This window comes from Pseudomonas sp. NFR16, from assembly GCF_900108875.1.
GTDB lineage: Bacteria > Pseudomonadota > Gammaproteobacteria > Pseudomonadales > Pseudomonadaceae > Aquipseudomonas.
This window is the reverse complement of the sequence record NZ_FNYJ01000010.1, coordinates 45,162-69,021: the sequence shown is the minus strand read 5'-3', so window position 1 is coordinate 69,021 and position 23,860 is coordinate 45,162. Positions and strand designations below refer to the sequence as shown.

At 59.1% G+C, this 23,860-nt stretch carries 18 protein-coding genes; 11 read left to right on the top strand and 7 right to left on the bottom strand.

All coding sequences use genetic code 11. The features are described from left to right. Nucleotides 1-173 precede the first annotated feature (173 nt). Together BMZ10_RS27070 and BMZ10_RS27065 are read right to left on the bottom strand one after the other, a co-directional pair. The gene (locus tag BMZ10_RS27070; RefSeq protein WP_093469825.1) at nucleotides 174-1,667 is read right to left on the bottom strand and encodes a CoA-acylating methylmalonate-semialdehyde dehydrogenase; all 1,494 of its coding nucleotides are present in this window, start codon (nucleotides 1,665-1,667) and stop codon (nucleotides 174-176) included. A gap of 67 nt (nucleotides 1,668-1,734) precedes the next feature. Continuing rightward, nucleotides 1,735-3,081: an omega-aminotransferase AptA gene (locus BMZ10_RS27065; RefSeq protein ID WP_093469823.1), complete on the bottom strand. Its 1,347-nt coding sequence runs from the start codon at nucleotides 3,079-3,081 to the stop codon at nucleotides 1,735-1,737. Nucleotides 3,082-3,228: 147 nt separating this feature from the next. On the opposite strand from BMZ10_RS27065, the gene BMZ10_RS27060 reads away from it, so the two are divergent. The 6 genes from BMZ10_RS27060 to BMZ10_RS27035 all read left to right on the top strand — a co-directional run bounded on the left by BMZ10_RS27060 (nucleotide 3,229) and on the right by BMZ10_RS27035 (nucleotide 9,914). Continuing rightward, the gene (locus BMZ10_RS27060; RefSeq protein ID WP_093469821.1) at nucleotides 3,229-4,149 is read left to right on the top strand and encodes a LysR family transcriptional regulator; all 921 of its coding nucleotides are present in this window, start codon (nucleotides 3,229-3,231) and stop codon (nucleotides 4,147-4,149) included. 198 nt (nucleotides 4,150-4,347) lie between these two features. After that, nucleotides 4,348-5,733 (top strand): uracil-xanthine permease family protein, encoded by a 1,386-nt coding sequence (locus BMZ10_RS27055; protein WP_093469819.1) that lies wholly within the window; start codon nucleotides 4,348-4,350, stop codon nucleotides 5,731-5,733. Nucleotides 5,734-5,817: 84 nt separating this feature from the next. Then, nucleotides 5,818-6,477 (top strand): TetR/AcrR family transcriptional regulator, encoded by a 660-nt coding sequence (locus tag BMZ10_RS27050; protein ID WP_093469833.1) that lies wholly within the window; start codon nucleotides 5,818-5,820, stop codon nucleotides 6,475-6,477. 30 nt (nucleotides 6,478-6,507) lie between these two features. Continuing rightward, nucleotides 6,508-7,092 (top strand): IMPACT family protein, encoded by a 585-nt coding sequence (locus BMZ10_RS27045; RefSeq protein ID WP_093469817.1) that lies wholly within the window; start codon nucleotides 6,508-6,510, stop codon nucleotides 7,090-7,092. A 572-nt stretch (nucleotides 7,093-7,664) separates the two neighbouring features. Beyond that, nucleotides 7,665-8,351, top strand: a complete 687-nt coding sequence (locus BMZ10_RS27040) for an SDR family oxidoreductase (protein WP_093469815.1) — start codon at nucleotides 7,665-7,667, stop codon at nucleotides 8,349-8,351. Nucleotides 8,352-8,558: 207 nt separating this feature from the next. Then, nucleotides 8,559-9,914: an 8-oxoguanine deaminase gene (locus tag BMZ10_RS27035; RefSeq protein WP_093469813.1), complete on the top strand. Its 1,356-nt coding sequence runs from the start codon at nucleotides 8,559-8,561 to the stop codon at nucleotides 9,912-9,914. A gap of 67 nt (nucleotides 9,915-9,981) precedes the next feature. Here the strand turns inward: BMZ10_RS27035 and BMZ10_RS27030 are convergent, their stop codons facing one another. Beyond that, on the bottom strand, nucleotides 9,982-11,073 hold the full coding sequence (locus BMZ10_RS27030; RefSeq protein WP_093469811.1) for a calcium:cation antiporter: 1,092 nt from the start codon (nucleotides 11,071-11,073) through the stop codon (nucleotides 9,982-9,984). Between the two features lie 224 nt (nucleotides 11,074-11,297). Here BMZ10_RS27030 and BMZ10_RS27025 point away from each other — a divergent pair, with 224 nt between their 5' ends. Further along, entirely contained in the window at nucleotides 11,298-12,251 is a 954-nt protein-coding gene (locus tag BMZ10_RS27025; protein ID WP_093469809.1) for an adenosine deaminase, read from the top strand. Nucleotides 12,252-12,379: 128 nt separating this feature from the next. Here BMZ10_RS27025 and BMZ10_RS27020 read toward each other — a convergent pair whose 3' ends face one another. Continuing rightward, entirely contained in the window at nucleotides 12,380-13,072 is a 693-nt protein-coding gene (locus BMZ10_RS27020; protein ID WP_093469807.1) for an ArsR/SmtB family transcription factor, read from the bottom strand. A 713-nt stretch (nucleotides 13,073-13,785) separates the two neighbouring features. Beyond that, nucleotides 13,786-14,994, bottom strand: coding sequence for a Bcr/CflA family multidrug efflux MFS transporter (locus BMZ10_RS27015; RefSeq protein WP_093469805.1), 1,209 nt, complete (start codon nucleotides 14,992-14,994; stop codon nucleotides 13,786-13,788). Nucleotides 14,995-15,223: 229 nt separating this feature from the next. Here BMZ10_RS27015 and BMZ10_RS27820 point away from each other — a divergent pair, with 229 nt between their 5' ends. Then, nucleotides 15,224-15,583 (top strand): hypothetical protein, encoded by a 360-nt coding sequence (locus BMZ10_RS27820; protein ID WP_093469803.1) that lies wholly within the window; start codon nucleotides 15,224-15,226, stop codon nucleotides 15,581-15,583. Between the two features lie 86 nt (nucleotides 15,584-15,669). Continuing rightward, entirely contained in the window at nucleotides 15,670-16,167 is a 498-nt protein-coding gene (locus BMZ10_RS27005; protein ID WP_093469801.1) for a GreA/GreB family elongation factor, read from the top strand. Between the two features lie 192 nt (nucleotides 16,168-16,359). Here BMZ10_RS27005 and ettA read toward each other — a convergent pair whose 3' ends face one another. Continuing rightward, entirely contained in the window at nucleotides 16,360-18,024 is a 1,665-nt protein-coding gene (gene ettA, locus BMZ10_RS27000) for an energy-dependent translational throttle protein EttA (protein ID WP_093469799.1), read from the bottom strand. Between the two features lie 375 nt (nucleotides 18,025-18,399). Here ettA and BMZ10_RS26995 point away from each other — a divergent pair, with 375 nt between their 5' ends. Both BMZ10_RS26995 and glyA read left to right on the top strand, forming a co-directional pair. Continuing rightward, nucleotides 18,400-22,239 (top strand): sensor domain-containing protein, encoded by a 3,840-nt coding sequence (locus BMZ10_RS26995; RefSeq protein ID WP_371266324.1) that lies wholly within the window; start codon nucleotides 18,400-18,402, stop codon nucleotides 22,237-22,239. A 223-nt stretch (nucleotides 22,240-22,462) separates the two neighbouring features. Further along, entirely contained in the window at nucleotides 22,463-23,716 is a 1,254-nt protein-coding gene (glyA, locus tag BMZ10_RS26990) for a serine hydroxymethyltransferase (RefSeq protein WP_093469797.1), read from the top strand. On the opposite strand, the gene BMZ10_RS27865 is transcribed toward glyA, so the two are convergent. Beyond that, a partial coding sequence (locus BMZ10_RS27865) for a hypothetical protein (RefSeq protein ID WP_218147282.1) occupies nucleotides 23,676-23,860 on the bottom strand: 185 nt, incomplete at its 5' end. The two genes, glyA and BMZ10_RS27865, sit on opposite strands and share 41 nt — an antisense overlap.

Sequence of the window (23,860 nt, the reverse complement as noted above, 5' to 3'; positions counted from 1 at the left end):
GTCTAACTCGTTGAATCTCAAGGAGTTTTCCGTTTCGTCTGCGCCGGAAGTGGGGCGAATTATAGAGACATTGAGAGGGGCGTCAACCCCTAATTTCATTAAATTGTCATATCGGTCAAAAGTCAGCTGATAAGCGAAGAGGCGAACCTTACGGCCCGCCTTCTCGCGCGTGATTACAAACTTGGGAATGCGAACTGCGAAGCCTCGTGGCTGGCCCGCTGCGGCCAGCGCTGGGTGATGGCCTTGCGACGGGTGTAGAAACGCACGCCATCCGGACCATAAGCATGCAAGTCGCCGAACAGTGAACGTTTCCAGCCTCCAAAGCTGTGGTAAGCCACCGGCACAGGCAACGGCACATTGACGCCGACCATGCCGACCTCAATCTCATCGCAGAACAGCCGGGCGGCCTCACCGTCGCGGGTGAAGATGCAAGTGCCGTTACCGTATTCGTGGTCGTTGATCAGTTGCATCGCCTGCTCGAGACTGTTGACTCGGACGATGCAAAGAACCGGACCGAAGATCTCTTCCTTATAGATACGCATCTGCGGGGTGACCTGATCGAACAAGCATCCGCCCAGGAAGAAACCCTCTTCGTGACCTGAAACGGTCAGACCCCGACCGTCGACGACCAGCTTTGCACCCGCCGCCACCCCGTCTTCTATATAGCCGCTGACTTTGTCCCGATGCTGACCGGTCACCAGCGGTCCCATGTCGAGGCCGCAGCTAGTGCCTGCGCCAATTTTCAACGCCTTGATCTGCGGAACCAGTTTGTCCACCAACGCATCGGCAACCTGATCGCCCACGCAAACGGCGACCGAAATCGCCATGCAGCGCTCACCGCACGAACCGTAGGCCGCGCCCATCAATGCGCTGACCGCATTGTCGAGATCGGCATCCGGCATCAGCACCGCGTGGTTTTTGGCGCCGCCGAGTGCCTGAACACGCTTTCCGCGAGATGTCGCTTCCTTATAGATGTACTCGGCGATCGGCGTAGAGCCGACGAAGCTGAGCGCCTTGACTTCCGGCGCCTCAATCAGCGCATCGACCGCGGCCTTGTCGCCGTGCACGACGTTCAGGACGCCCTTGGGCAAACCTGCCTCATGCAGCAACTGAGCGATCAGCAGCGTCGAGCTTGGATCGCGCTCGGACGGCTTGAGGATAAAGCAGTTGCCACAGGCGATCGCCAATGGGTACATCCACAGAGGCACCATGGCCGGGAAGTTGAACGGTGTGATTCCCGCCACGACACCCAGCGGCTGGAAGTCGGACCAGGCGTCAATGTTCGGGCCGACGTTACGGCTGTACTCACCCTTCAGAATCTCGGGCGCGGCACTGGCGTACTCGACGTTTTCGATCCCACGCTTCAATTCGCCGGCAGCATCTTCCAGGGTCTTGCCATGTTCTTCACTGATCAACTGAGCGATGCGCGCTTCGTTCTGTTCCAGCAGTTGCTTGAAGCGAAACATGACCTGGGCGCGCTTGGCAGGTGGCGTGTTCCGCCATGCCGGGAACGCCGCCTTGGCCGAATCGATCGCCTGCTGCACGGTTTCGCGACTGGCCAGCGGGACCTTGTGAATCGACTGCCCGGTGGACGGATTGAACACGTCGGCGGTGCGACCGGTGTCGCTGACCAGTTCGCCGTGGATCAAGTGTTGAATGTTGCTCATGGGTTGACTCCGAAAAAGGGTGCTCGCAGGCGCAGCCTGAGCCACGCCTGTTGATAAGTCAGGTAGGTCAGTCGATCTGGTTGAGCGCTTCGCCGACCGCGTCGAACATGCGGTCCAGATCCTGAGGTCTGCTGTTGAACGTTGGTCCGAACTGCAGCGTGTCACCACCGAAGCGGACATAGAAACCGGCTTTCCACAGCTTCATCGCGGTCTCGAACGGGCGAACGATTGCGTCGCCATCGCGGGCCGCAATCTGAATCGCACCTGCCAGGCCGTAGTTGCGAATGTCGATGACATTTTTGCTGCCTTTAAGACCGTGCAGCGCATTCTCGAAATGCGGCGCGGTCTCAGCGACTTGCTGCACCAGATTTTCACGCTTGAGGATATCCAGCGCCGCCAGCCCCGCAGCGCAAGCGACCGGGTGTGCGGAATAGGTATAACCGTGGGGAAATTCGACCGCGTATTCAGGAGTCGGCTGGTTCATGAACGTCTGGTAGATCTCGCTGCTGGCGATCACTGCGCCCATCGGAATGGCGCCATTGGTCACCTGCTTGGCGATGCACATCAGGTCAGGGGTCACGCCGAAGCTGTCTGCGCCGAACATCGAGCCGGTACGACCGAAGCCGGTGATCACCTCGTCGAAGATCAGCAGGATATTGTGCTGGTCGCAGATTTCACGGAGGCGTTTGAGGTAGCCCTGCGGAGGCACGATGACGCCAGCAGAGCCAGCCATCGGCTCGACGATCACGGCTGCGATGTTGGAAGCGTCGTGCAGTTCGATCAGCTTTAGCATCTCGTCTGCCAGCGCGATGCCGCCCTGCTCTGGCATCCCCCGGGAATACGCGTTGCTTGCCAACAGTGTGTGAGGCAGATGATCGACATCCATCAGTTGACCGAACATTTTGCGGTTGCCGTTGACGCCACCAAGGCTTGTGCCCGCAATGTTCACGCCGTGATAACCCCGGGCACGCCCGATCATTTTCGTCTTGGTCGCCTGACCTTTCAGGCGCCAGTAAGCGCGAACCATCTTGACCGCCGTGTCGGCACACTCCGAACCCGAGTCGGTATAGAACACATGATTCAGGTTGCCCGGCGTGAGCTCGGTAATTTTTTCAGCCAACTGGAATGACAACGGATGGCCGAACTGGAAAGCAGGCGAGTAATCGAGTGTGCCCAGTTGCCTGGCCACGGCTTCCTGAATCTCCTTGCGTGTATGACCCGCGCCGCAGGTCCACAGACCAGAGAGGCCATCGTAAATCTTGCGCCCCTTGTCGTCAGTCAGATAGCTGCCTTCGGCAGCCACGATCAGTCGCGGATCACGCTGGAAATTGCGATTGGCCGTGTAGGGCATCCAGTGAGCATCGAGTTTCAACTGACTGGCCAGCGACATATCGGACGATTCGGGCATGTTCATCGGAATAACCTCACAAGGACGTGGGTGGCCTGTCTTCATTCCCTTGAAACAGGATCGGAAAGCAGTGCCGGTTGCAGCCACGTTGCCACGGGCATAAAGTCGGGAAAATCCTGCTTTTATGATCTTTAGTTGGCTGACTACTAAACTATGAGCACTCGACGTTCCGACCCGCTGGCACAAGTCAGTGATTTTGATATCCGCCTGCTGCGCATCTTTCGTAGCGTCGTCGAGTCGGGCGGTTTTTCCGCAGCCGAAAGCGCGCTGGGGATTGGCCGATCCGCGATCAGTCAGCAAATGAGCGATCTCGAACAACGCTTGGGACTTCGTCTCTGTCAGCGTGGGCGAGCGGGGTTTTCGCTGACAGAAGAAGGTCGTGAGGTGTATCAGTCATCGCTCCAGCTGCTCAGCGCACTCGAGAGTTTTCGTACGGAAGTGAACGGTCTTCACCGACACCTTCGAGGGGAGCTGAACATTGGCCTGACTGACAATCTCGTGACCCTACCCCACATGCGCATCACCCACGCGCTTTCACAGTTGAAAGAGCGCGGGCCGGATGTGCACATCAATATCCGGATGATCGCCCCCAACGAGGTCGAGCAAGGTGTGCTCGACGGTAGCCTTCATGTGGGTGTCGTGCCTCAGGCCAGCGCGTTGTCGGGTCTGGAGTACCAGCCGCTGTATAGCGAACGCTCGCTGCTGTACTGCGCAGTGGGTCATCCCTTGTTTTATGTGGATGACACCCAACTGGACGATGAGCGGATCGCGAATCAGGAGGCGATCGCCCCGACATTTCGACTTCCTGCCGATATCCAGGCGCACTATCAGGCGCTTAAATGCACGGCCAGTGCTTCGGATCGGGAAGGCATGGCATTTCTCATCCTGACAGGGCGTTACATCGGCTATCTGCCAGATCACTACGCGACATTCTGGGTTCAGCAAGGCCGACTGCGGCCGCTCAAACCGCGCACTCGCTTTTATGATCTGAGTCTGGTGACCGTCACCCGCAGAGGTCGTCGCCCTCATTTGGTGCTGGAGAGCTTTCTTGAAAGCCTGGCTGCGACACGATGAGGCCTGCAAGCGCGAACAGCGTCACCAGACAGTGCCGTCGAGACGACGCCATGAGTAGCTAACTGATTGAAAAAGTTGGTAATAACAAGATTTGCGAACCGACTACCTGATCAGTTGGACAGGTTTTTGCAATACGAGTCAGGTTGGCGCCGTTCATGCCGCGTCGACTTGGCCCACCACAGAAACCGAGAGCACGACATGCAGCCTGATGCGCCAGAGAATAACGACCTGATCTACGGACTGAATGATCGTCCCAGCCCGGCGCCCGCCACACTGGCGGCGATTCAGCATGTGCTTGCGGCATTCGTCGGCATCATCACACCACCCCTGATCATCGGCTCAGCCTTGGGCCTGGGTGCGTATCTGCCCTACCTGATCAGCATGGCACTGATGGTTTCTGGTGTAGGCACATTCATCCAGGCGCGTCGTCCGTTCGGAATCGGCGCCGGCATGATCTGCCTCCAAGGCACCAGCTTTGCGTTCCTGGGGGCAGTGCTGTCAGCAGGCTTCATGGTCAAGGCGCGCGGCGGCAGTCCGGAGGACATCATGGCCATGGTGTTCGGGGTATGCTTCTTCGGTGCGATTGTGCAAATCGTGCTCAGCCGGTTCATCGGACAGCTTCGTCGGGTCATCACGCCGCTGGTCACAGGCATCGTCATCACATTGATCGGCGTGAGTCTGATCAAGGTCGGCGTCACGGACCTGGGTGGTGGCTTCAACGCACCGGATTTCGGCGAGCCCCGCAACCTGCTGCTCGGTACGTTCGTGCTGCTCGTGATCATCCTGCTCAACCGTTCGAATACACCCTGGATTCGCTTGTCAGCCATCATCATAGGCTTGGCGGTCGGCAGCATCGCGGCCTGGTTTTCCGGAAAGCTTGCGCCGCAAGCCATCGGCGACGTCGCGCTGATCAGTGTTCCGATCCCCTTCAAGTTCGGATTCAGCTTCGACTGGGCAGCTTTCCTGCCCGTTGCGCTGATTTATCTGATCAGCAGCATTGAGACCGTTGGCGACCTGACCGCCAACTGCATGCTGTCTCGCGAGCCCATCAAAGGCCCCGGCTATATCGCTCGTTTGAAAGGCGGCGTGCTGGGCGATGGTGTGAGTTGCATGATCGCGGCGACATTCAGCGCGTTCCCCAACACGACATTCGCCCAGAACAATGGAGTTATTCAGCTGACGGGCGTGGCCAGTCGATACGTGGGTCTCTACATCGGACTGATCCTGTTTTTGCTCGGACTTTTCCCTGTCATCGGCGCGATTCTTCAGCAGATTCCCAAGCCGGTGCTGGGCGGGGCGACGCTGGTGATGTTCGGCAGCGTGGCCGCGGCGGGTGTGCGCATCCTTGCCCAGTCGCCGCTGGACCGACGCAGCATGTTGATCATCGCCACTTCGTTCAGTGTCGGGCTGGGTATCGCCGCACAACCGACGTTGCTCCATCATTTGCCACAACTGGTTCAGAACCTGTTTGACTCCGCGATCACCAGCGGCGGGCTGACCGCGATCGTCATGAGTCTGTTGCTGCCTGAGAAGAAGGAGGCCAGCGCTGAAAAAAAGCAGGAACTTGAAGCGTTCGAGCATTAATTTGCATCGCAGGCGCTTGTCGGATCGACGCGGGTGCGTTATCTGTTCACCGCGTCGCACACAATGATCCGTCTGGAAACGCACATGACCCTTGAAGTCCCTGCTCACAGCGCCAGCGCCACGAAACCGGCCAGCCGTATTCGTCAGAAGAACGAAGAAGCGATCATGAAAGCCGCCGAGGACGAGTTCGCTCGCCACGGTTTCAAAGGCACCAGCATGAATACCATCGCGCAGAACGCCGGTCTGCCAAAAGCCAATCTGCATTACTACTTCACCAACAAGCTGGGGCTGTACATCGCGGTCTTGAGCAACATCATTCAGTTGTGGGACAGCACGTTCAACAACCTGAAGGTCGACGATGACCCGGCTCAGGCGCTGACTCAGTACATTCGCGCGAAGATGGAGTTTTCTCGTCGCCAGCCGCAGGCGTCGCGGATCTTCGCCATGGAAATCATCAGCGGTGGCGAATGCCTCAACGAGTACTTCAGCCAGGATTATCGACAGTGGTTTCAGGGCCGTGCGGCTGTGTTCCAGGCGTGGATCGATGCCGGGAAAATGGACCCCGTGGACCCGGTGCATCTGATTTTCCTGCTGTGGGGCAGCACTCAGCACTACGCGGATTTCTCGACTCAAATCTGTCAGGTGACAGGCCGCAGCCGTCTGACCAAGCAGGACATGGAAGTGGCAGGTGATAACCTGATTCGCATCATTCTCAAAGGCTGCGGGCTGACGCCGCCGATCTGAAGCCTCAACGAACGCCAGCTGGACACTTCGATGCCTTCAACCCTTATCGGCCCATGCGAATTTCGCGAAGAGATTCGCAAGAGCCGCTTCATCACCCTCGCCGCGCCTATAAACAGCCCCGCCGACGCGCAGGCGTTCATCGAACAGCACAGCGACTTGAACGCCACACACAATTGCTGGGCCTGGAAACTCGGCGCGCAATACCGCAGCACCGACGACGGCGAACCGGGCGGCACTGCCGGCCGACCGATTCTGGCGGCTATTGAATCGCAGGATTTCGATCAAGTGGTGGTGCTCGTCATTCGCTGGTATGGCGGCATTCAACTGGGGACCGGCGGGCTTGCCCGGGCCTACGGCGGCGGAGCGAACAAGTGCTTGCAACAGGCTGACCGCCGCGCCTTGATCAATCGGGTTGAAGTGATCTTTGATTGCTCGTTCAGCGAACTGGCCCTGGTGAAATTGCGCCTTTCTGAACTCGACGGGCGGGTGCAGGAAGAAGTCTTCACCGCCGTAGGCGTGGACTTGAAGGTTGCGCTGGCCCCCGAGCAGATAGACACCTTTCAACGTCAGCTTTCGGACATCAGCCGTGGACGCATCGTATTGCATCGGCCCTGACATCGAACGACGGATTTAAACACGTTGCCCACATCAGCTGTGCACCTGCCTGTGGACAAGCTGAGCACATCCCAGCGCAGGCCTTGATCCACATGGGCTGCGGAGTGATGATCATTTTTTGATCGATCACACCCTGTGCAGAATAATTCAGCCGGAAAACAGTGAGTTAGGTCGCCTTATCACAAGTCGATCCTATGGCGAGGTCGCTTATACCGTGGTTTTAAGCTTGCGCACATTAACTGTGGAGCATCCTGTGGATAACGCGTGCAAGGTTGTCCACAGCACCGGGAATACCTCGCCCGCACGGGCTTGGTCATTTTTTGTACAACGTAATTGAACCTTTGTGACATCCCCTAACGCTTACCTCGCAGGATCTTCAGCAGGGTGAATCAACCCGTCGAAAGCTTCGTTCGAAAAATGTTACTCACCAGCGCCGATCCATCTGCTACGTTGCGACACCTCAGCTTCACCTCATGGAAGCCGACTGACGCGAGCCAGAAAAACCAAATTCCTTCTGGCGAGCGCGGTCCACTCTGAGAGCACAGTGGTTTCGTTCTTCAAGGAGTTTAAATATGTCTGCCAAGAAAACTGCACTGATCATCGGTGCGTCTCGGGGCCTGGGCCTGGGCCTGGTAAAGCGCCTGACCGAACAAGGCTGGGATGTCACGGCGACCGTCCGCGACCCGCTCCATTCGGACGCCTTGAAGGCTGTACCCGGTGTCCACATTCAGACCCTGGACATGGACGAGCAATCGTCGCTGGAAGTATTGACGCACAACTTGAAAGACCAGAGCTATGACCTGCTGTTCGTGAACGCCGGGATCAGCGGTCCGAAACATGACAATCCCACCGACGCCACCGCTGGCGAGCTGGGCCAATTGTTCCTGACCAATGCTGTCGCGCCGATTCGGCTGGCCAAGCGCTTCGTCAACCATATCCGTCCAGAGACCGGCGTTATCGCGTTCATGAGTTCGGTACTTGGCAGCGTAACCATGCCGGATGCGCCGGAAATGGCGCTGTACAAAGCCAGCAAAGCCGCGTTGAATTCGATGACCAACACATTCGTGACGCAACTGGGTGAAAACAAGCCCACCGTTCTGTCGATGCACCCAGGCTGGGTTCGCACTGACATGGGTGGCGAAGGTGCGGACATTGACGTGCAGACCAGTGTCAACGGCATGGTGGAGCAGCTCGAGCGATTTGCGGGCAAGGGCGGACACCATTTCGTGAACTACAAAGGTGAGACGATTCCCTGGTAATCGTTGCCGATTTGGCGGAGCGGCTCAGGGCTGGAGGGCCGCTCCCCTACGAAGATGGCTGTGCTCAACGCTTGATCGAATCGCGCGCCCCCTTCTAGAATTCCCACCCTCGCCACGTGCATCATCCGACGCCGTAGCGACCCTGGATCAGCAGACAGGGCAAAACTGAGCTGGCGACCTGAACCCACTTTCAGAGGAGCCGGCACCATGCCCGCGATCCGTATCTGGTTGAAAAATCCCCTCGCTGTTTTCACTGCCAACGATCTCGACGCCCAAGGTGGCGTGGTCGTGGAAAACGGCGTAATCGTCGAAATGCTTGCCACAGGCCAGGCGCCCTCGCAGCCTTGCGATGAAATCTTCGACGCCCGCGAACATGTGCTGCTGCCTGGCCTGATCAACACGCATCATCACTTCTATCAGACGCTGACCCGCGCATGGGGTCCGGTGGTCAACCAGCCGTTGTTTCCGTGGCTCAAAACCCTCTATCCGGTCTGGGCGCGTCTGACGCCGGAAAAGCTGGCGCTGGCAAGCAAAGTGGCGCTGGCGGAACTGTTGTTGTCCGGTTGCACCACTGCCGCTGACCATCATTACCTGTTTCCCGACGGGCTGGAAAACGCGATTGATGTACAGGTCCAGAGCGTGCGGGAACTGGGCATGCGGGCGATGCTCACGCGCGGCTCAATGAGTCTGGGTGAAGCGGACGGTGGCCTGCCGCCTCAGCAAACCGTGCAGCAGGGGCACGTCATTCTCGAGGACAGCCAGCGTCTGATCGAGACCTATCACGAGCGCGGCGACGGCGCCCGGATTCAGATCGCCCTGGCGCCCTGCTCGCCGTTTTCCGTCACCACGCAAATCATGACCGAAAGCGCGGCCCTCGCCGAACAGCTGGACGTGCGGCTGCATACACACCTGGCCGAGACGCTGGACGAAGAAGACTTCTGCCTGCAACGGTTCGGCCTGCGCACGGTGGATTATCTGGAAAGCGTCGGCTGGCTCGGCCCACGCACCTGGCTCGCTCATGGGATTCACTTCAACGAGCAGGAAATCGCCCGACTGGGCAACGCGGGCACGGGTGTCTGTCATTGCCCGACCTCGAACATGCGACTGGCTTCCGGCATCTGCCCGACACTGGATCTGATCGCTGCCGGGGCGCCGCTGGGTCTGGGCGTGGATGGATCGGCGTCGAACGACGCATCCAACATGATGCTCGAGGCCCGGCAGGCGCTGTATCTGCAACGACTGCGCTACGGCGCTGAACGTATCACACCGCAATTGGTGCTGGGATGGGCGAGCAAGGGGTCGGCGCGGCTGCTGGGGCGTAGCGATATCGGCGAGTTGGCGGTCGGAAAACAAGCAGATCTGGCGCTGTTCAAACTTGATGAACTGCGTTTCTCCGGCAGCCATGATCCGGTCTCGGCGCTTCTGCTGTGTGGCGCGGACCGGGCAGATCGCGTGATGATCGGCGGTCAATGGCGCGTGATCGATGGCCAGGTCGAAGGGCTGGATGTCGCGGGCCTGATGGCCGATCACCGACAGGCAGCGGCAGCGTTGATCCAGGGTTGATGCCACGAACCTTGAAGCTGCTGCAGATTTGCCAGCGTTTGCAATTGCTGGCAAATCGGCCGCGTCGTCACACCCCCAACAGCGACAGCATCACGAACGTGGCAAACAGTACGAAGTGAGTCATGCCTTCGATAGCGTTGGTTTCGCCGTCGTTGAGGTTGATCGCACTGACCAGCAACGTGACGAAAATCATCAGCGTCTGGACCGGCGTCATCGCCATCTGGAACGGCTGACCGGTATAGAGCGCCATCGCTTCCATGACCGGGACCGTCAGGATGACCGTCGACAGCGACGCCCCCAGTGCGATGTTGACCACCGACTGCATGCGGTTGGCCAATGCCGCGCGCAAGGCCGTGAGAATTTCAGGCGCCGCCGAGATCGCGGCCACCAGGATCGCCGTCATCACCGGCGGCGCGCCGCTGCCCTCCAGTCCCAGATCGACGGTCTTGGACATCACCTCGGCCAGCGCGCCGATCACGACGACGCCAAAGACCAGCGTACCGATCGAAAACGCCAGGTTGACCGGCTCACTGTGCTGCTCGGGCTGATCCTTGCGGCGTTTTTTATCCGGGTAGCTGTAACTGAAAAAATAACTGTGCGGCCCCACCTGCATGCGCAGGAACAGGGCGTACAGCACGATCATCGCGCCGATTGTGAAGGCCGAGTAGACCTTCCAGTTGGATTCGGGAATGAACTCCGGCACGACCATCGACACTGCCATCGCGGTCAGGATCATTACGCTGTAGGACCGCGCGGAGTCATCGTTGTAGGACTGCTCGCCATGTTTGAGCCCGCCCATCAGCGCGGCCAGTCCGAGAATCCCGTTGATGTCGAGCATGACAGCCGAGTAAATCGTGTCGCGCACCAGCGTTGGCGACGGTTCGTTACTCATCATGATTGCCAGGATGACCACTTCTACCAGCACCGCTGACAGCGTCAGGATCATCGTGCCGTAAGGATCGCCGACCTTTTCGGCCAGCAATTCGGCGTGGTGAGCGACGCGCATCGAGGCACAGATGATAAACCCCACCAGCGCCACACCCGCCAACAACGCGACCGTGTGCCCATTACTGAGCAGAACGTGTTCCAGCGGATAGGCGATGCACGTTGCGATGATCGCCAGTAGTAGAAATTTTTCCTGCTTGAGAATCGTGCCCATCGCTGCCTTTATCCCTGCGACCGATGCCGCACGTCCATGAAGTATTCCGGATTGAAGCCGTTGAGAGTGCTGATTGTAAATAAAGGTTTCACAGCGACGCCCGGATGTTCGGAGGTCTTTTGTCGCACCCCTTGCCGCAGGTATGAACCGTCCGGTCAGGTTTTTACCCAGCCTGGCCTGATGAATCTGTAGAATGCCGACATTGCACCTGATGAGAAACGCACATGTACGACTGGTTGAACGCCCTGCCCAAGGCAGAACTGCACCTTCATCTGGAGGGTTCGCTGGAGCCGGAATTGTTGTTCTCGCTGGCTGAGCGCAACAAAATCGCCCTGCCGTGGAACGACGTCGATGCCCTGCGCAAAGCGTACGCCTTCAACAACCTGCAGGAATTTCTCGACCTCTATTACCAAGGCGCGGACGTGCTGCGCACGGAGCAGGATTTCTACGACCTGACCTGGGCTTATCTGGAACGCTGCAAGGCGCAGAACGTGATCCACACCGAACCGTTCTTCGACCCGCAGACCCATACCGATCGCGGTATCCCGTTCGAGGTCGTGCTCAACGGCATCGCCCACGCGCTGAAGGATGGCAAGGACAAACTGAACATCAGCAGCGGCCTGATTCTCAGCTTCCTGCGTCATCTGAGCGAAGAGGAGGCCGAAAAGACCCTCGACATGGCGCTGCCCTTCCGCGACGCATTCGTGGCAGTGGGTCTGGACAGTTCGGAGCAGGGCCACCCTCCCAGCAAGTTCAAACGTGTGTTCGACCGCGCACGCAGTGAAGGCTTCCTGACCGTGGCCCACGCAGGCGAAGAAGGCCCGCCGGAGTACATTTGGGAAGCGCTCGATCTGCTGAAAATCGAGCGGATCGACCACGGCGTACGTGCGATCGAAGACGAGCGCCTGATGCAGCGGATCATCGACGAACAGATCCCGCTGACCGTCTGCCCATTGTCCAACACCAAGCTCTGCGTGTTCGACGACATGAGCCAGCACAACATCCTCGACATGCTCGAGCGCGGCGTGAAAGTGACCGTCAACTCTGATGACCCAGCGTATTTCGGCGGGTATGTCACCGAGAACTTCCATGCACTGCACACGCATCTGGGCATGACCGAAGCGCAGGCGCAACGCCTGGCGCAGAACAGTCTGGACGCCCGACTGATCAAACCGTGATCGTCACCACAGGTTAGAGACAGTCACAGGTTGCCGGCCGCGCACGTAAACCGTGCCCGCGCCGGCAAGCTGCATCGATGCCCACTTCGACACCACATCCACGCCACCGACCTGAGAGCAGCTACCGGCTACGCCGCTGCGGCAATGCGGTTGATTTCACGCTGCCCGTTGGAAGACACCTGCAGCGTACTGGCTTCCTCGGTCGCCCGCAGCCAACCCAGTTGCAGGAACAATTGCAGAAGTCCCGCGCCCAGCGCACCTCCAAGATGCGGACTGCTTTCATTGCAATCAGCGCATGCGCAAACGGTCTCCCGCCGTCGGTGGGCCAGTGCCGGAACGAAAATGCCGCGCTCGGCAAATCTGGAAACGCCCACGCTGGTGACTTCCAGGCGCTGCTCGGATTGCTCGATCCAGCCGGCGCCCAACATCCGCTGATACAACCCGGTCGCCATCTCGCCGCCTAGGTGATCTGAACAGACGCGCGCCCTGCGCAGTGGCAACGGCGGCAACGGTGGCGCGAGGCTGCGGTTGATCAGCTCGGCACTGACCATCGACGCACTGACCAGCGCCTGAACCGCCACGCCCACTTCCGGAGCGGCCAGTCTGAAGAAGCGCTTGCGCCCGCGCACCTCTTGACGCAGCAATCCACCAGAAGCGAGTCGCGCGACATGCGCACCTACGGAGGCGGTCGACAACCCGACCATCAGGGCCAGTTCGTCAGCGGCGCGCGACGTTCCGTCCATCAGCGCCCACATGATCGCGCTGCGTTTGGGATCGGCCAGTAACGCAGCGATCTGGCTGATGCAAGGTACGTGTTCCATGTCTTCACTCCCTGTTGAACATTCATCTGTTGCGATGACCCGGCAATATCGTCTCAATCTGAAAACCACGGCGTGAGATCACTGTTGTAGTTCACGCCTGATCGCTATCCGTACACGGGTCCGACCATGATGGTCGTCCGGAGCGCGCTGGGGCCTTGATCTGCATCAGCCAAGGCGAATTCCGAATGTCAGAATCAGCCCGCATTACAGCTCCGGAATAAGGATCATCACAGTTACGGACGGTGTTCTGTTAAATCGGATCGACTGCGGTCGCATAGTATAAGCCGTACCTCCACCAGATAATTAAGCGGGACGTCCCGGCCACGGGAGGATGTAAGCCATCCTGACGAACGTTGTGCAAAGTTTGCCCGTTACAGATGTTAATGCAAGCGGCGATACGGCCACATAACCGTTCAAAACCGGGCTTCAGAAGGCATTCCTCGAAAATTCGAAAAAGTCGCGATGGCAAATGCCTACAACCAAAGGTCAAAAAACTTTCAAGAAATAAATCTCTCTGAGCGTGCATGATTTCAGCACCCGCAACTGATCGAAAACAGCCCACTTTATTGATCGGTATTTTTATGTAAGAAGTTTCTACTTTTTTAGTAGTAATAAGCTGCAAAGGGAGTTTTTTTTTCTACTCACCGAACACGTCCGGACCGGTGTTGATTGTCGGGGAGGGATTGGCAACGCCGTGCGCGTTGCCAATAAGCTCAGATTCGGACATCTTCGCGCTGCATTAACGCATCACGCTTTTGCTGAGCGCGACGAGTGATCGTCGCCAGGCCTGCCGCTAGAACGCCGCACAGGGTAATGACGGCCGCCATCGGCACCGCGGTACCGTCGTGCAGCACACCGACCAGGGCCGCGGCGCCTGCCGCCACGCTGAACTGCAGACAACCGAGCAGCGCCGACGCGCTTCCGGCACGCTTGCCCTGCCCGCTCATCGCGCACGCCGAGGCATTGGGAATGATGCAGCCCAGACTGGCGATGTACACGAACAGCGGGATCAGCAGCGGCCAGAGCTTTTCGGTGTGCATCGACGCGATTCCGAGCAACGTCAATGCGGCGGCCAGATAGATCCAGACCGTTCTGGACAACAACCAGGCCGGCCCGTAACGACCCACCAGGCGGGCGTTGACCTGAGCGATCAGGATGAAGCCCGCCGCATTGGTGCCGAACAGCCAGCCGTAGTGTTCTGCCGGCACGCCGTAGAGCTTGATGAACACGAACGGCGAACCCGCGATGTAGGAGAACATGCCGGCCATGGCGATCCCGCCGGTCAGCGCGTGGCCGAGGAAAATCCGGTCGCCGAACAATCGCCAATACGAACCCAGGGCACCTGACAACGGCAGACGAGGATGATCGGCCGGCATGCTTTCCGGTAATCCCTTGAACACCGCGGCGGCGGTGAACGCGCTGAACACCGTGAGCGTCAGGAAGATGGTCTGCCAGCCGTAGACGTTCACCAGCAGGCCGCCCAGCATCGGCGCCAGAATGGGTGCAAGTCCCATGACCAGCATGAGCTGCGAGAACACTTTCGCCGAATCCACAGGCGAGCACTTGTCGCTGACGATCGCACGCGACAACACCATCCCGGCGCAGCCACCCAGCGCCTGGACAAATCGCGCGGCGATCAACCATTCAAGGCTTGGGGCGAGTGCGCAGGCAAGCGATGCAAGGGTGAATAATCCAACGCCGAACAGCAGCGGAATCCTGCGGCCGAAACGGTCGGCAATCGGGCCGTAGACCAGTTGGCCGATGCTTAAGCCCAGGAAATAGGAGGCCAGGGTCATCTGGACGTGTTTTTCGTCCGTGCCAAAGGCCAAGGCGATGGCTGGGAAGCCGGGCAGATAAAAGTCGATGGCCAAGGGGCCGAAAGCGCTGAGTGCGCCGAGGATCAGGATCGTTCTGAGGTTCATCAATCTTCCTAAACGGTTTGACGCAGCGCGACAGTTTACCAACGTTGAATCTTCTCAGGCCCGCCGTACGGAAATTACTAAAAGTTTTTTCAGAGTGGGCGCCATCAGGCGGAAAGCCGGAACTTATCGCGCCTGACCGGGCATCGGTTAATGGATTTCCTACAGCGCTTTTACAAATAACTCACAGATCCGCTTCTAAACTTTTTCCATAAGTTCGAGGGTTACGGAAATGAATGCGCGCTGGGCGGTGCTGTGGTGTGTGGTGGTTGTCGCCGGATGTCAGTCTACCCACGACCAGTTATTGGCCGAAGGTTACCCACCGGCGTTTGCGGATGGCTTTCAGGATGGCTGCGGCAGTGGGCGGCAATCGGTGGACATCATGAAGGGGCAATACAAAAAGGATGTCCCGCGTTATCTGCGTGACACGATCTACGCGCAAGGGTGGGGCGACGGATTCCGCCAGTGTCAGGCGCAGTTGGAGAATCGCAATATTCAGGATCAGGGCCGCGACAGTATCTGGAATGATCGCGACCGGGCCTGGGAGCAGCAGAAGACGCAAGACGCCGCCAAGGCCTACCGCTCTCACTGACGTGCAGGTCGTTGGCGGATCGACGAGGAAACTATCCGCGTGTCGGCACGGCCCAACGTTCATGAGTCTTGAACAGGGAGCACATCATGAGTAGGGCCTTCGTCAATGAAGACCACGCTGCCGCACAGGCCAGTCAGCCGGTGGAGCGCCAGATCAGCGGCAACCCCAATTACGTAACCGCCAATGGGCTTGCCCAACTGCAGGCGCACGTGGCGACGTTGCAGGCGCAGCATGGCGAGCAGACATCGCGCGGAGAGAGTGCAGACAAGCAGCGATTGGCCGACATCGAACGCGACCTGCGTTATTTCAATCAACGTCTGCACAGCGCTCAAGTGGTGACGCCAGCGATCTCCACGGAAAAAGTACAGATTGGCAGCTGGGTGACGTTTGTTGATGAACACGATCACTCACAGCGCGTGCAGCTGGTGGGCGAGGATCAGGCCGATGCCGCCAGCCAGCTGATCAACTGGGCCTCGCCCTTGGGCAATGCGTTGCTGGGCGCAGAAGTGGGTGATGAGGTCACCTGGCAGCGTCCGGCGGGGGATCAGATTATCGAAATTCTGCAGATTGAGGCCGATACGTGATTTGGCAGAGGCATCATCGGGATCTTGATCGCTGGGCGTGTGCGTTCGTTGTGGGATGTGTCAGGCGGTAGAGCGTTGTCGGATAGACAGACGTCCTCGCGAGCAAGCTCGCTCCCACAGAGATGGGGGTCAGCCTATATTCCGCGGTAAAAAAACGGAGCCCTGAGGCTCCGTTTTTGTGCGCATCGCGGATCAGGCCAGTTTTTTGTGGCGTACGCGGTGCGGTTGGGCGGCGGCGTCGCCCAGGCGTTTCTTGCGATCGGCTTCGTACTCGGTGTAGTTACCTTCGAAGAACACAGCCTGCGAATCATCTTCGTACGCAAGGATGTGAGTCGCCACGCGGTCAAGGAACCACCGATCGTGGGAGATCACAATGGCGGCGCCCGGGAAGTCCAGCAGCGCTTCTTCCAGCGAACGCAAGGTTTCGACGTCGAGGTCGTTGGACGGTTCGTCGAGCAGCAGGACGTTGCCACCCTCCTTCAACGTCAGCGCCAGGTGCAAACGACCGCGTTCACCACCGGACAGGTCCTTGACGAACTTCTGCTGATCGCCGCCCTTGAAGTTGAAACGGCCAACATAGGTACGCGACGGGATTTCATAGTTGCCGATCTTGATCATGTCGGAACCGTCGGAAATCTGGGCGAACACGGTTTTGCTGCCGTCCAGGTCGTCACGGCTCTGATCGACGCAGGCCAGTTGCACGGTTTCCCCGATTTCAATGGAGCCCGAATCCGGTTGCTCTTTGCCCATCAGCATGCGGAACAGGGTCGACTTACCGGCACCGTTACCGCCGATCACGCCGACGATGGCGCCTTTTGGCATGGCGAACGACAGATTGTCGATCAGCACGCGATCGCCGTAGCCTTTGGTGACGTTCTTGAATTCGATGACCTTGTCGCCCAGGCGCGGACCGGCCGGGATGTAAATCTCGTTGGTCTCGCTGCGCTTTTGGAATTCCTGCGACTGCATTTCTTCGAAGCGCTGCAGACGGGCCTTGGATTTGGACTGACGGGCCTTGGCGCCTTTGCGCACCCATTCCAGTTCTTCCTTCATGGCCTTTTCATGGGCCGACTGCTGCTTGGATTCCTGGGCCAGACGCTCGGACTTGGCCTCAAGCCAGCCGGAGTAGTTGCCCTCGTAAGGAATACCGGCGCCGCGGTCGAGTTCCAGAATCCAGCCGGCGACGTTATCCAGGAAGTAACGGTCGTGCGTGATCGCAACCACGGTGCCCGGGAAGTCGTGCAGGAAATGCTCCAGCCAGGCGACGGAATCGGCGTCCAGGTGGTTGGTGGGTTCGTCGAGCAACAGCATGTCCGGCGCGGAAAGCAGCAGGCGGCACAAGGCCACGCGGCGTTTCTCACCACCGGAGAGGTGTTCAACCTTGGCGTCCCAGGCCGGCAGACGCAGCGCATCGGCGGCGACTTCCAGTTGACGTTCGAGGTTGTGACCGTCGCTGGCCTGAAGAATGGCTTCGAGCTTCGCTTGCTCAGCGGCGAGCTTGTCGAAATCGGCATCAGGCTCGGCGTAGGCCGCGTAGACCTCATCCAGTCGAGCCTGAGCGTCCTTGATCACGCTGACTGCTTCCTCGACCACTTCGCGAACGGTCTTGGTCGGGTCCAGCTGTGGCTCCTGGGGCAGATATCCGATGTTCAGTTCAGGCATCGGGCGCGCTTCACCGTCGAACTCGGTGTCGACACCGGCCATGATCTTCAGCAGCGTGGATTTACCCGACCCGTTGAGGCCGAGGACGCCGATCTTGGCGCCCGGGAAGAATGACAGTGAGATGTTTTTCAGGATTTCCCGCTTCGGCGGAACAACTTTGCTCAGCCGATGCATGGTAAAGACGTATTGAGCCATGGAATGAAAACCTGGTTAGGACTGTGAATAAAGGCGCGAGCCGAGTCGCAAAAGTCGCTTTTTTTAGCTTCGCAACTTGCCGTCGGGCGATTCCGGGCCTTGAATTGATCAATACTTGACCGCAACAGCTGCGGCAAACTTCCGAGCACCGGTATTAAAGCTGGAGCAATGTTTGCAAGCGTCGAGTCAGGCGTACAGAAATCGGGCGCAGCGCGCGTCGCGCAAAGCTACCCGAATGCTGTCGACAGGGCAAACCGTGCGGCCCAATGGGGCTGGCACTTAGCCACAAGTCAAGGCATGCTAGCCGCCCTTTGGGCGTCGAGCATATAGTGCATTTCGCACACGCTGATTCAGTCCGGCAGTCAGGATCACAGTTTGTCCACACCAACACCCACTTCACCCTTGCGCCCATCGAGAAGCGCGACGGCAGTGCCTTTTCGAGGCTCGCTGAAAGGCGCGCTCGCGGTGCTGGTGCTGCTGATGCTTGCGCTTCTGCTCTGGCAGCTGGTCGAGCAGTTCCAGCAAACTCAAGAGCGTCAACATCAACGCGCGGTGGATTACAGCATTCAGCTGGCCGACCGGCTCAGTCTGAACATGGCGTTAAACGCCCAGGTTGCGCTCAATCTGCTGGATGATGCGAAGGGCCCGCCTCAGAACGCCGACCAGACGGCATCGATGTTGACTCATTTGCGTCAATCCGTGCCGGGCCTGGATAGCGTCGCGTGGCTCGACGCCGATGCAAAGGTCACTGCAGACAGCGACCGGGCGAGCAGCGACGCCAGCTTTTTGACTCAGATGCTGCCGTCCATCCAGGGACACACCTACTATTACGCAAACGCCAATGACAGTGCGTCTTTTTACCTGTTCGTTCGTCAGCCTGGCGCCGGCAATGATCGCTACTGGGTGCTGCGACTCAATACAGCCGCGCTCAGAAGCCTGACGCGCCAGAGCGATCAGGACTACCAACCGGCGTGGCTGTTGGAGAATCGCGACAATCAGCGGCAGATTTATCGCGGCGGTGCACAAGATGCGCAACTGACCGACGGCAACATTCAGACCGTGCTGCTCGAACCGCTGACCAACAGCGACTGGCAGCTGCGCGGCCTCTACGACGCGTACAAGACCCGTCAATCGCTGATCGCGCCGCTGATCGGCAAATGCCTGATCGCCCTGCTCTGCTCCATCGTTCCCCTGTTCGCCTTGCGCAGTCTGCGTCGGCGCCAGTTGCAGTTGCACGAAAGCCGTCGTCGCTACAAAGACATCTTCGAAGGCACCGGCGTCGCACTGTGCGTGCTGGATCTCTCCGGCTTGTCCGAATACCTGAAACATTTGCAGCTCTTCAGTAGCGAAGACTTGAGGGCGCGCCTGCTCAAGCACCCGGATCAGCTGGAAGGCCTGCTGCACCAACTGCGCATCGCTGAAGTCAATCAGGTCGCGGCGCAGTTGCTGCAAGCCGAATCGGCGGAGAACGTCTGGCAGCAATTGATCGAAGGATGCCCACGCTCCCGGCAAGGCATCGGCGTGCAGATACTGGAAGCTGTGCTCGACGGCCGGCGCCAGCTGGAACTCGAGATCCTCCTGCCCGATGCAGGCGGCAACGATAAGCATCTCTGGCTGGTGGTGCGTTTTCCCGAGCATGCCGAAGATTTCAACGCGGTCATCCTGAACATCAACGACATCACCAATCGCAAGCAGACCGAGCTCGCGCTGCAGGAACGGGAAGGCTTCTGGTCCGACGTGGTGCGCACCGTTCCCGATCATCTGTACGTTCAGGACGTCACCAGCCGCCACATGATTTACAGCAACCACCATCTGGGCCACACGCTGGGTTACAGCCGCGATGAGCTGCAGCAGATGGGCGAGCATTTCTGGGAAATTCTGCTGCACCCGGAAGACACCGATCAATACGAATTCCTGCGTCTGGCGCGCACCGAAGAGGGCCGCAGCGACCTCACGCAGTGTCAGTTGCGCTTTCGGGATCGACAGGGCCGCTGGCGTCGCTTCGACATTCGCGAACAAGCGTTGGCGCCGGACAAGCACGGCAAGGTCACTCGTATCATCGGAGTGGCCAAGGACATCACTGAACAGATCGAAGCCAGCCAATCGTTACGTGACAGCGAGCAGCGCTACCGGATGCTCGCAGAGAGCATCAGTGACGTGATCTTCTCGACCGACCAGAGACTGCGGCCCAACTATGTCAGCCCTTCGGTCAACGCCGTACTGGGCTATGCCGCTGACTGGATTCTGGAGAACGGCTGGAACTCGATCATCGCCAACCCGCAGCAACTGGTTGCATTTCAGGCGCTGCTTCAGCGTATCGGCAAATCGCTGTCGCAACCCGAAGCGCTCGCCGAATTGCGCACGGAGATCGGCACACAGTTGTTCCTCTTCGACTGCCTGCGCGCCGATGGTCGCAAGATTCCAGTGGAACTGCGTCTGGTGCTGGTGTGGGACGAATTCGGAAACTTCGAAGGCGTTCTCGGCGTGGGCCGGGATATCAGCCAACAGCGCCGTGCGGAAAAAGACCTGCGCATGGCGGCAACAGTCTTCGAGCACTCAACCTCGGCGATCCTGATCACTGACCCTGCCGGCTACATTGTTCAGGCCAACGATGCGTTCAGTCGCGTCAGTGGTTATGCCGTTTCTCAGGTGCTCGACCAGTTGCCCACCATGCTGACGGTCGAGGACCAGCAAGAAGCGCATATGAGCTACATCCTCAAACAGCTGCATCAGCGCGGCAGTTGGGAAGGTGAGCTGTGGCTCAAGCGTCGCGATGGCGAACATTATCCTGCCTGGGTCGGCATCACAGCGGTGTTCGACGACGAAGGCGACCTGGCCAGTTACGTATGCTTCTTCAGTGACATCAGCGAGCGCAAGGCCAGCGAGCAACGCATTCACCGCCTGGCCTATTACGACGCCCTGACACACCTGCCCAATCGCACGCTGTTCCAGGACCGACTGCACACCGCGCTGCAGCAGGCTGAACGGCAGAATGCCTGGGTGGTGCTGATGTTTCTGGATCTGGACCGCTTCAAGCCGATCAACGACTCGCTCGGACACGCCGCGGGCGACCGGATGCTCAAGGAAATGGCCTCGCGGCTGCTGGACTGCGTGGCAGACGATGACACCGTCGCGCGCATGGGCGGCGACGAGTTCACCCTGTTATTGCAGCCAGGCGCTTCGCAGCAGGCCGCGCTGACGCGTGCCATTCATGTGGCCGAGCAGATTCTCGCCAGTCTGGTGAAACCTTTCGTGCTGGAAGGCCGCGAATTCTTCGTGACCGCCAGTATCGGTATTGCGCTCAGCCCGCAGGACGGCAACGAACTTAGCCAGTTGATGAAGAACGCCGACACGGCGATGTACCACGCCAAAGAGCGCGGCAAGAACAACTTCCAGTTTTATCAGGCTGACATGAACGCCAGCGCCCTGGAGCGTCTGGAACTGGAAAGCGACCTGCGTCATGCATTGGAACAGGAAGAGTTCACGCTGTACTACCAGCCGCAGTTCAGCGGCGATGGCAAGCGCCTGACCGGTGCCGAAGCGCTGCTGCGCTGGCGCCATCCGCGTCGCGGTCTGGTGCCGCCGGGGGATTTCATTCCGGTGCTCGAAGAGCTGGGTCTGGTGGTCGAGGTGGGCGAATGGGTGCTCCAACAGGCGTGTCAGCAGCTGCGCGAATGGCATAAGGCGAAAGTCCGGGTGCCAAAAGTGTCGGTGAACATTTCGGCGCGGCAGTTCTCCGACGGCCAGCTGGGCACGCGCATCGCCAACATCCTCAAGGAGACAGGCCTGCCGCCTGCCTGCCTGGAGCTGGAACTGACCGAAAGTATCCTCATGCGGGAAGTCAGCGAAGCGATGCAGATTCTGGCGGGGCTCAAGCGTCTCGGCCTGAGCATTGCGGTCGACGACTTCGGCACTGGTTACTCGTCGCTGAACTACCTCAAGCAGTTCCCGATCGACGTGCTCAAGATCGACCGCACCTTCGTCGACGGCCTGCCATCGGGCGAGCAAGACGCTCAGATCGCCCGCGCCATTATTGCGATGGCTCACAGCCTGAACCTGGCCGTGATCGCAGAAGGCGTGGAAACCCATGAACAACTCGAGTTCCTGCGCGAACACGGCTGCGACGAAGTGCAGGGCTACCTGTTCGGTCGCCCGATGCCGGCCACCCGCTTCGAAGCTCAATTCAGCAACGACGCGCTGTTCATGCTTGATTGAGAGCAGCTCCCCTCTGTAGGAGTGAGCTTGCTCGCGATTGCGGTCGTCCTGACAGAAATGCGGAGACTGATACACCGAATCGCGAGCAAGCTCACTCCTACAGGTGCCGCGTCAGTCTGGATGAAAACCGCTTGTCCAAGACATGACCGGCTTTCATATGCCAGATAAAACCCGATGTTGTAGAATGCCCCCCTTTTCTACTGCCCGATCCCCGAGGACCGCCATGTTCAGCCGTAATTTGACTATCGCCAAGTACGACTCCGACCTGTATGCCGCTATGGAACAAGAAGCCAAGCGCCAGGAAGAGCACATCGAGCTGATCGCCTCGGAAAACTACACAAGCCCTGCAGTCATGGAAGCCCAGGGTTCGGTGCTGACCAACAAATACGCTGAAGGCTACCCGGGCAAGCGTTACTACGGTGGCTGCGAATACGTCGACATCGTTGAGCAACTGGCCATTGATCGCGCCAAAGAGCTGTTCGGTGCCGACTACGCCAACGTTCAGCCGCACGCCGGTTCCCAGGCCAACAGCGCCGTTTACCTGGCCCTGCTCAACGCTGGCGACACCATTCTGGGCATGAGCCTGGCCCACGGCGGTCACCTGACCCACGGCGCCAGCGTGTCTTCCTCGGGCAAGCTCTACAACGCGGTTCAGTACGGCATCGATGGCAACGGCCTGATCGACTACGACGAAGTCGAGCGTCTGGCGGTCGAGCACAAACCAAAGATGATCGTGGCCGGTTTCTCGGCGTACTCGCAGATTCTGGACTTCCCGCGCTTCCGCGCCATCGCTGACAAGGTCGGCGCTTACCTGTTCGTCGACATGGCCCACGTGGCCGGTCTGGTCGCCGCTGGTGTCTACCCGAACCCAGTTCCATTCGCGGACGTCGTCACCACTACCACGCACAAAACCCTGCGCGGCCCACGTGGCGGCCTGATCCTGGCGCGCGCCAACGCCGAGATCGAGAAGAAGCTGAACTCCGCTGTATTCCCGGGTGGCCAGGGCGGTCCTCTGGAGCACGTGATCGCCGCTAAAGCAATCTGCTTCAAGGAAGCTCTGCAGCCAGAGTTCAAGGCTTACCAGCAGCAAGTCGTGAAAAACGCCAAGGCCATGGCTGGCGTGTTCATCGAGCGCGGTTTCGACGTGGTGTCCGGCGGGACCGAAAACCACCTGTTCCTGCTGTCGCTGATCAAGCAGGACATCTCCGGTAAAGATGCTGACGCCGCGCTGGGCAAGGCCTTCATCACCGTGAACAAGAACTCCGTGCCTAACGATCCGCGCTCCCCGTTCGTCACCTCCGGCCTGCGCTTCGGCACCCCGGCTGTGACCACTCGCGGCTTCAAGGAAGCAGAGTGCAAGGAGCTGGCAGGCTGGATCTGCGACATCCTGGCTGACCTGAACAACGAAGCGGTCATCGACGCCGTTCGTGAGAAAGTCAAAGCCATCTGCGCCAAGCTGCCGGTTTACGGCGCTTGATCTGACGCAGCAGCAGTTGCATGAAAAAGCCCGGCTCCAGAGCCGGGCTTTTTGTTTCAGGGCGCATTTTTTTGAAGGAGCGCTTTGTCCCGCGATCTGGCGCGCAGCGGCAGCAGAATCGGATGATGCGGTGCATCAGGCAGA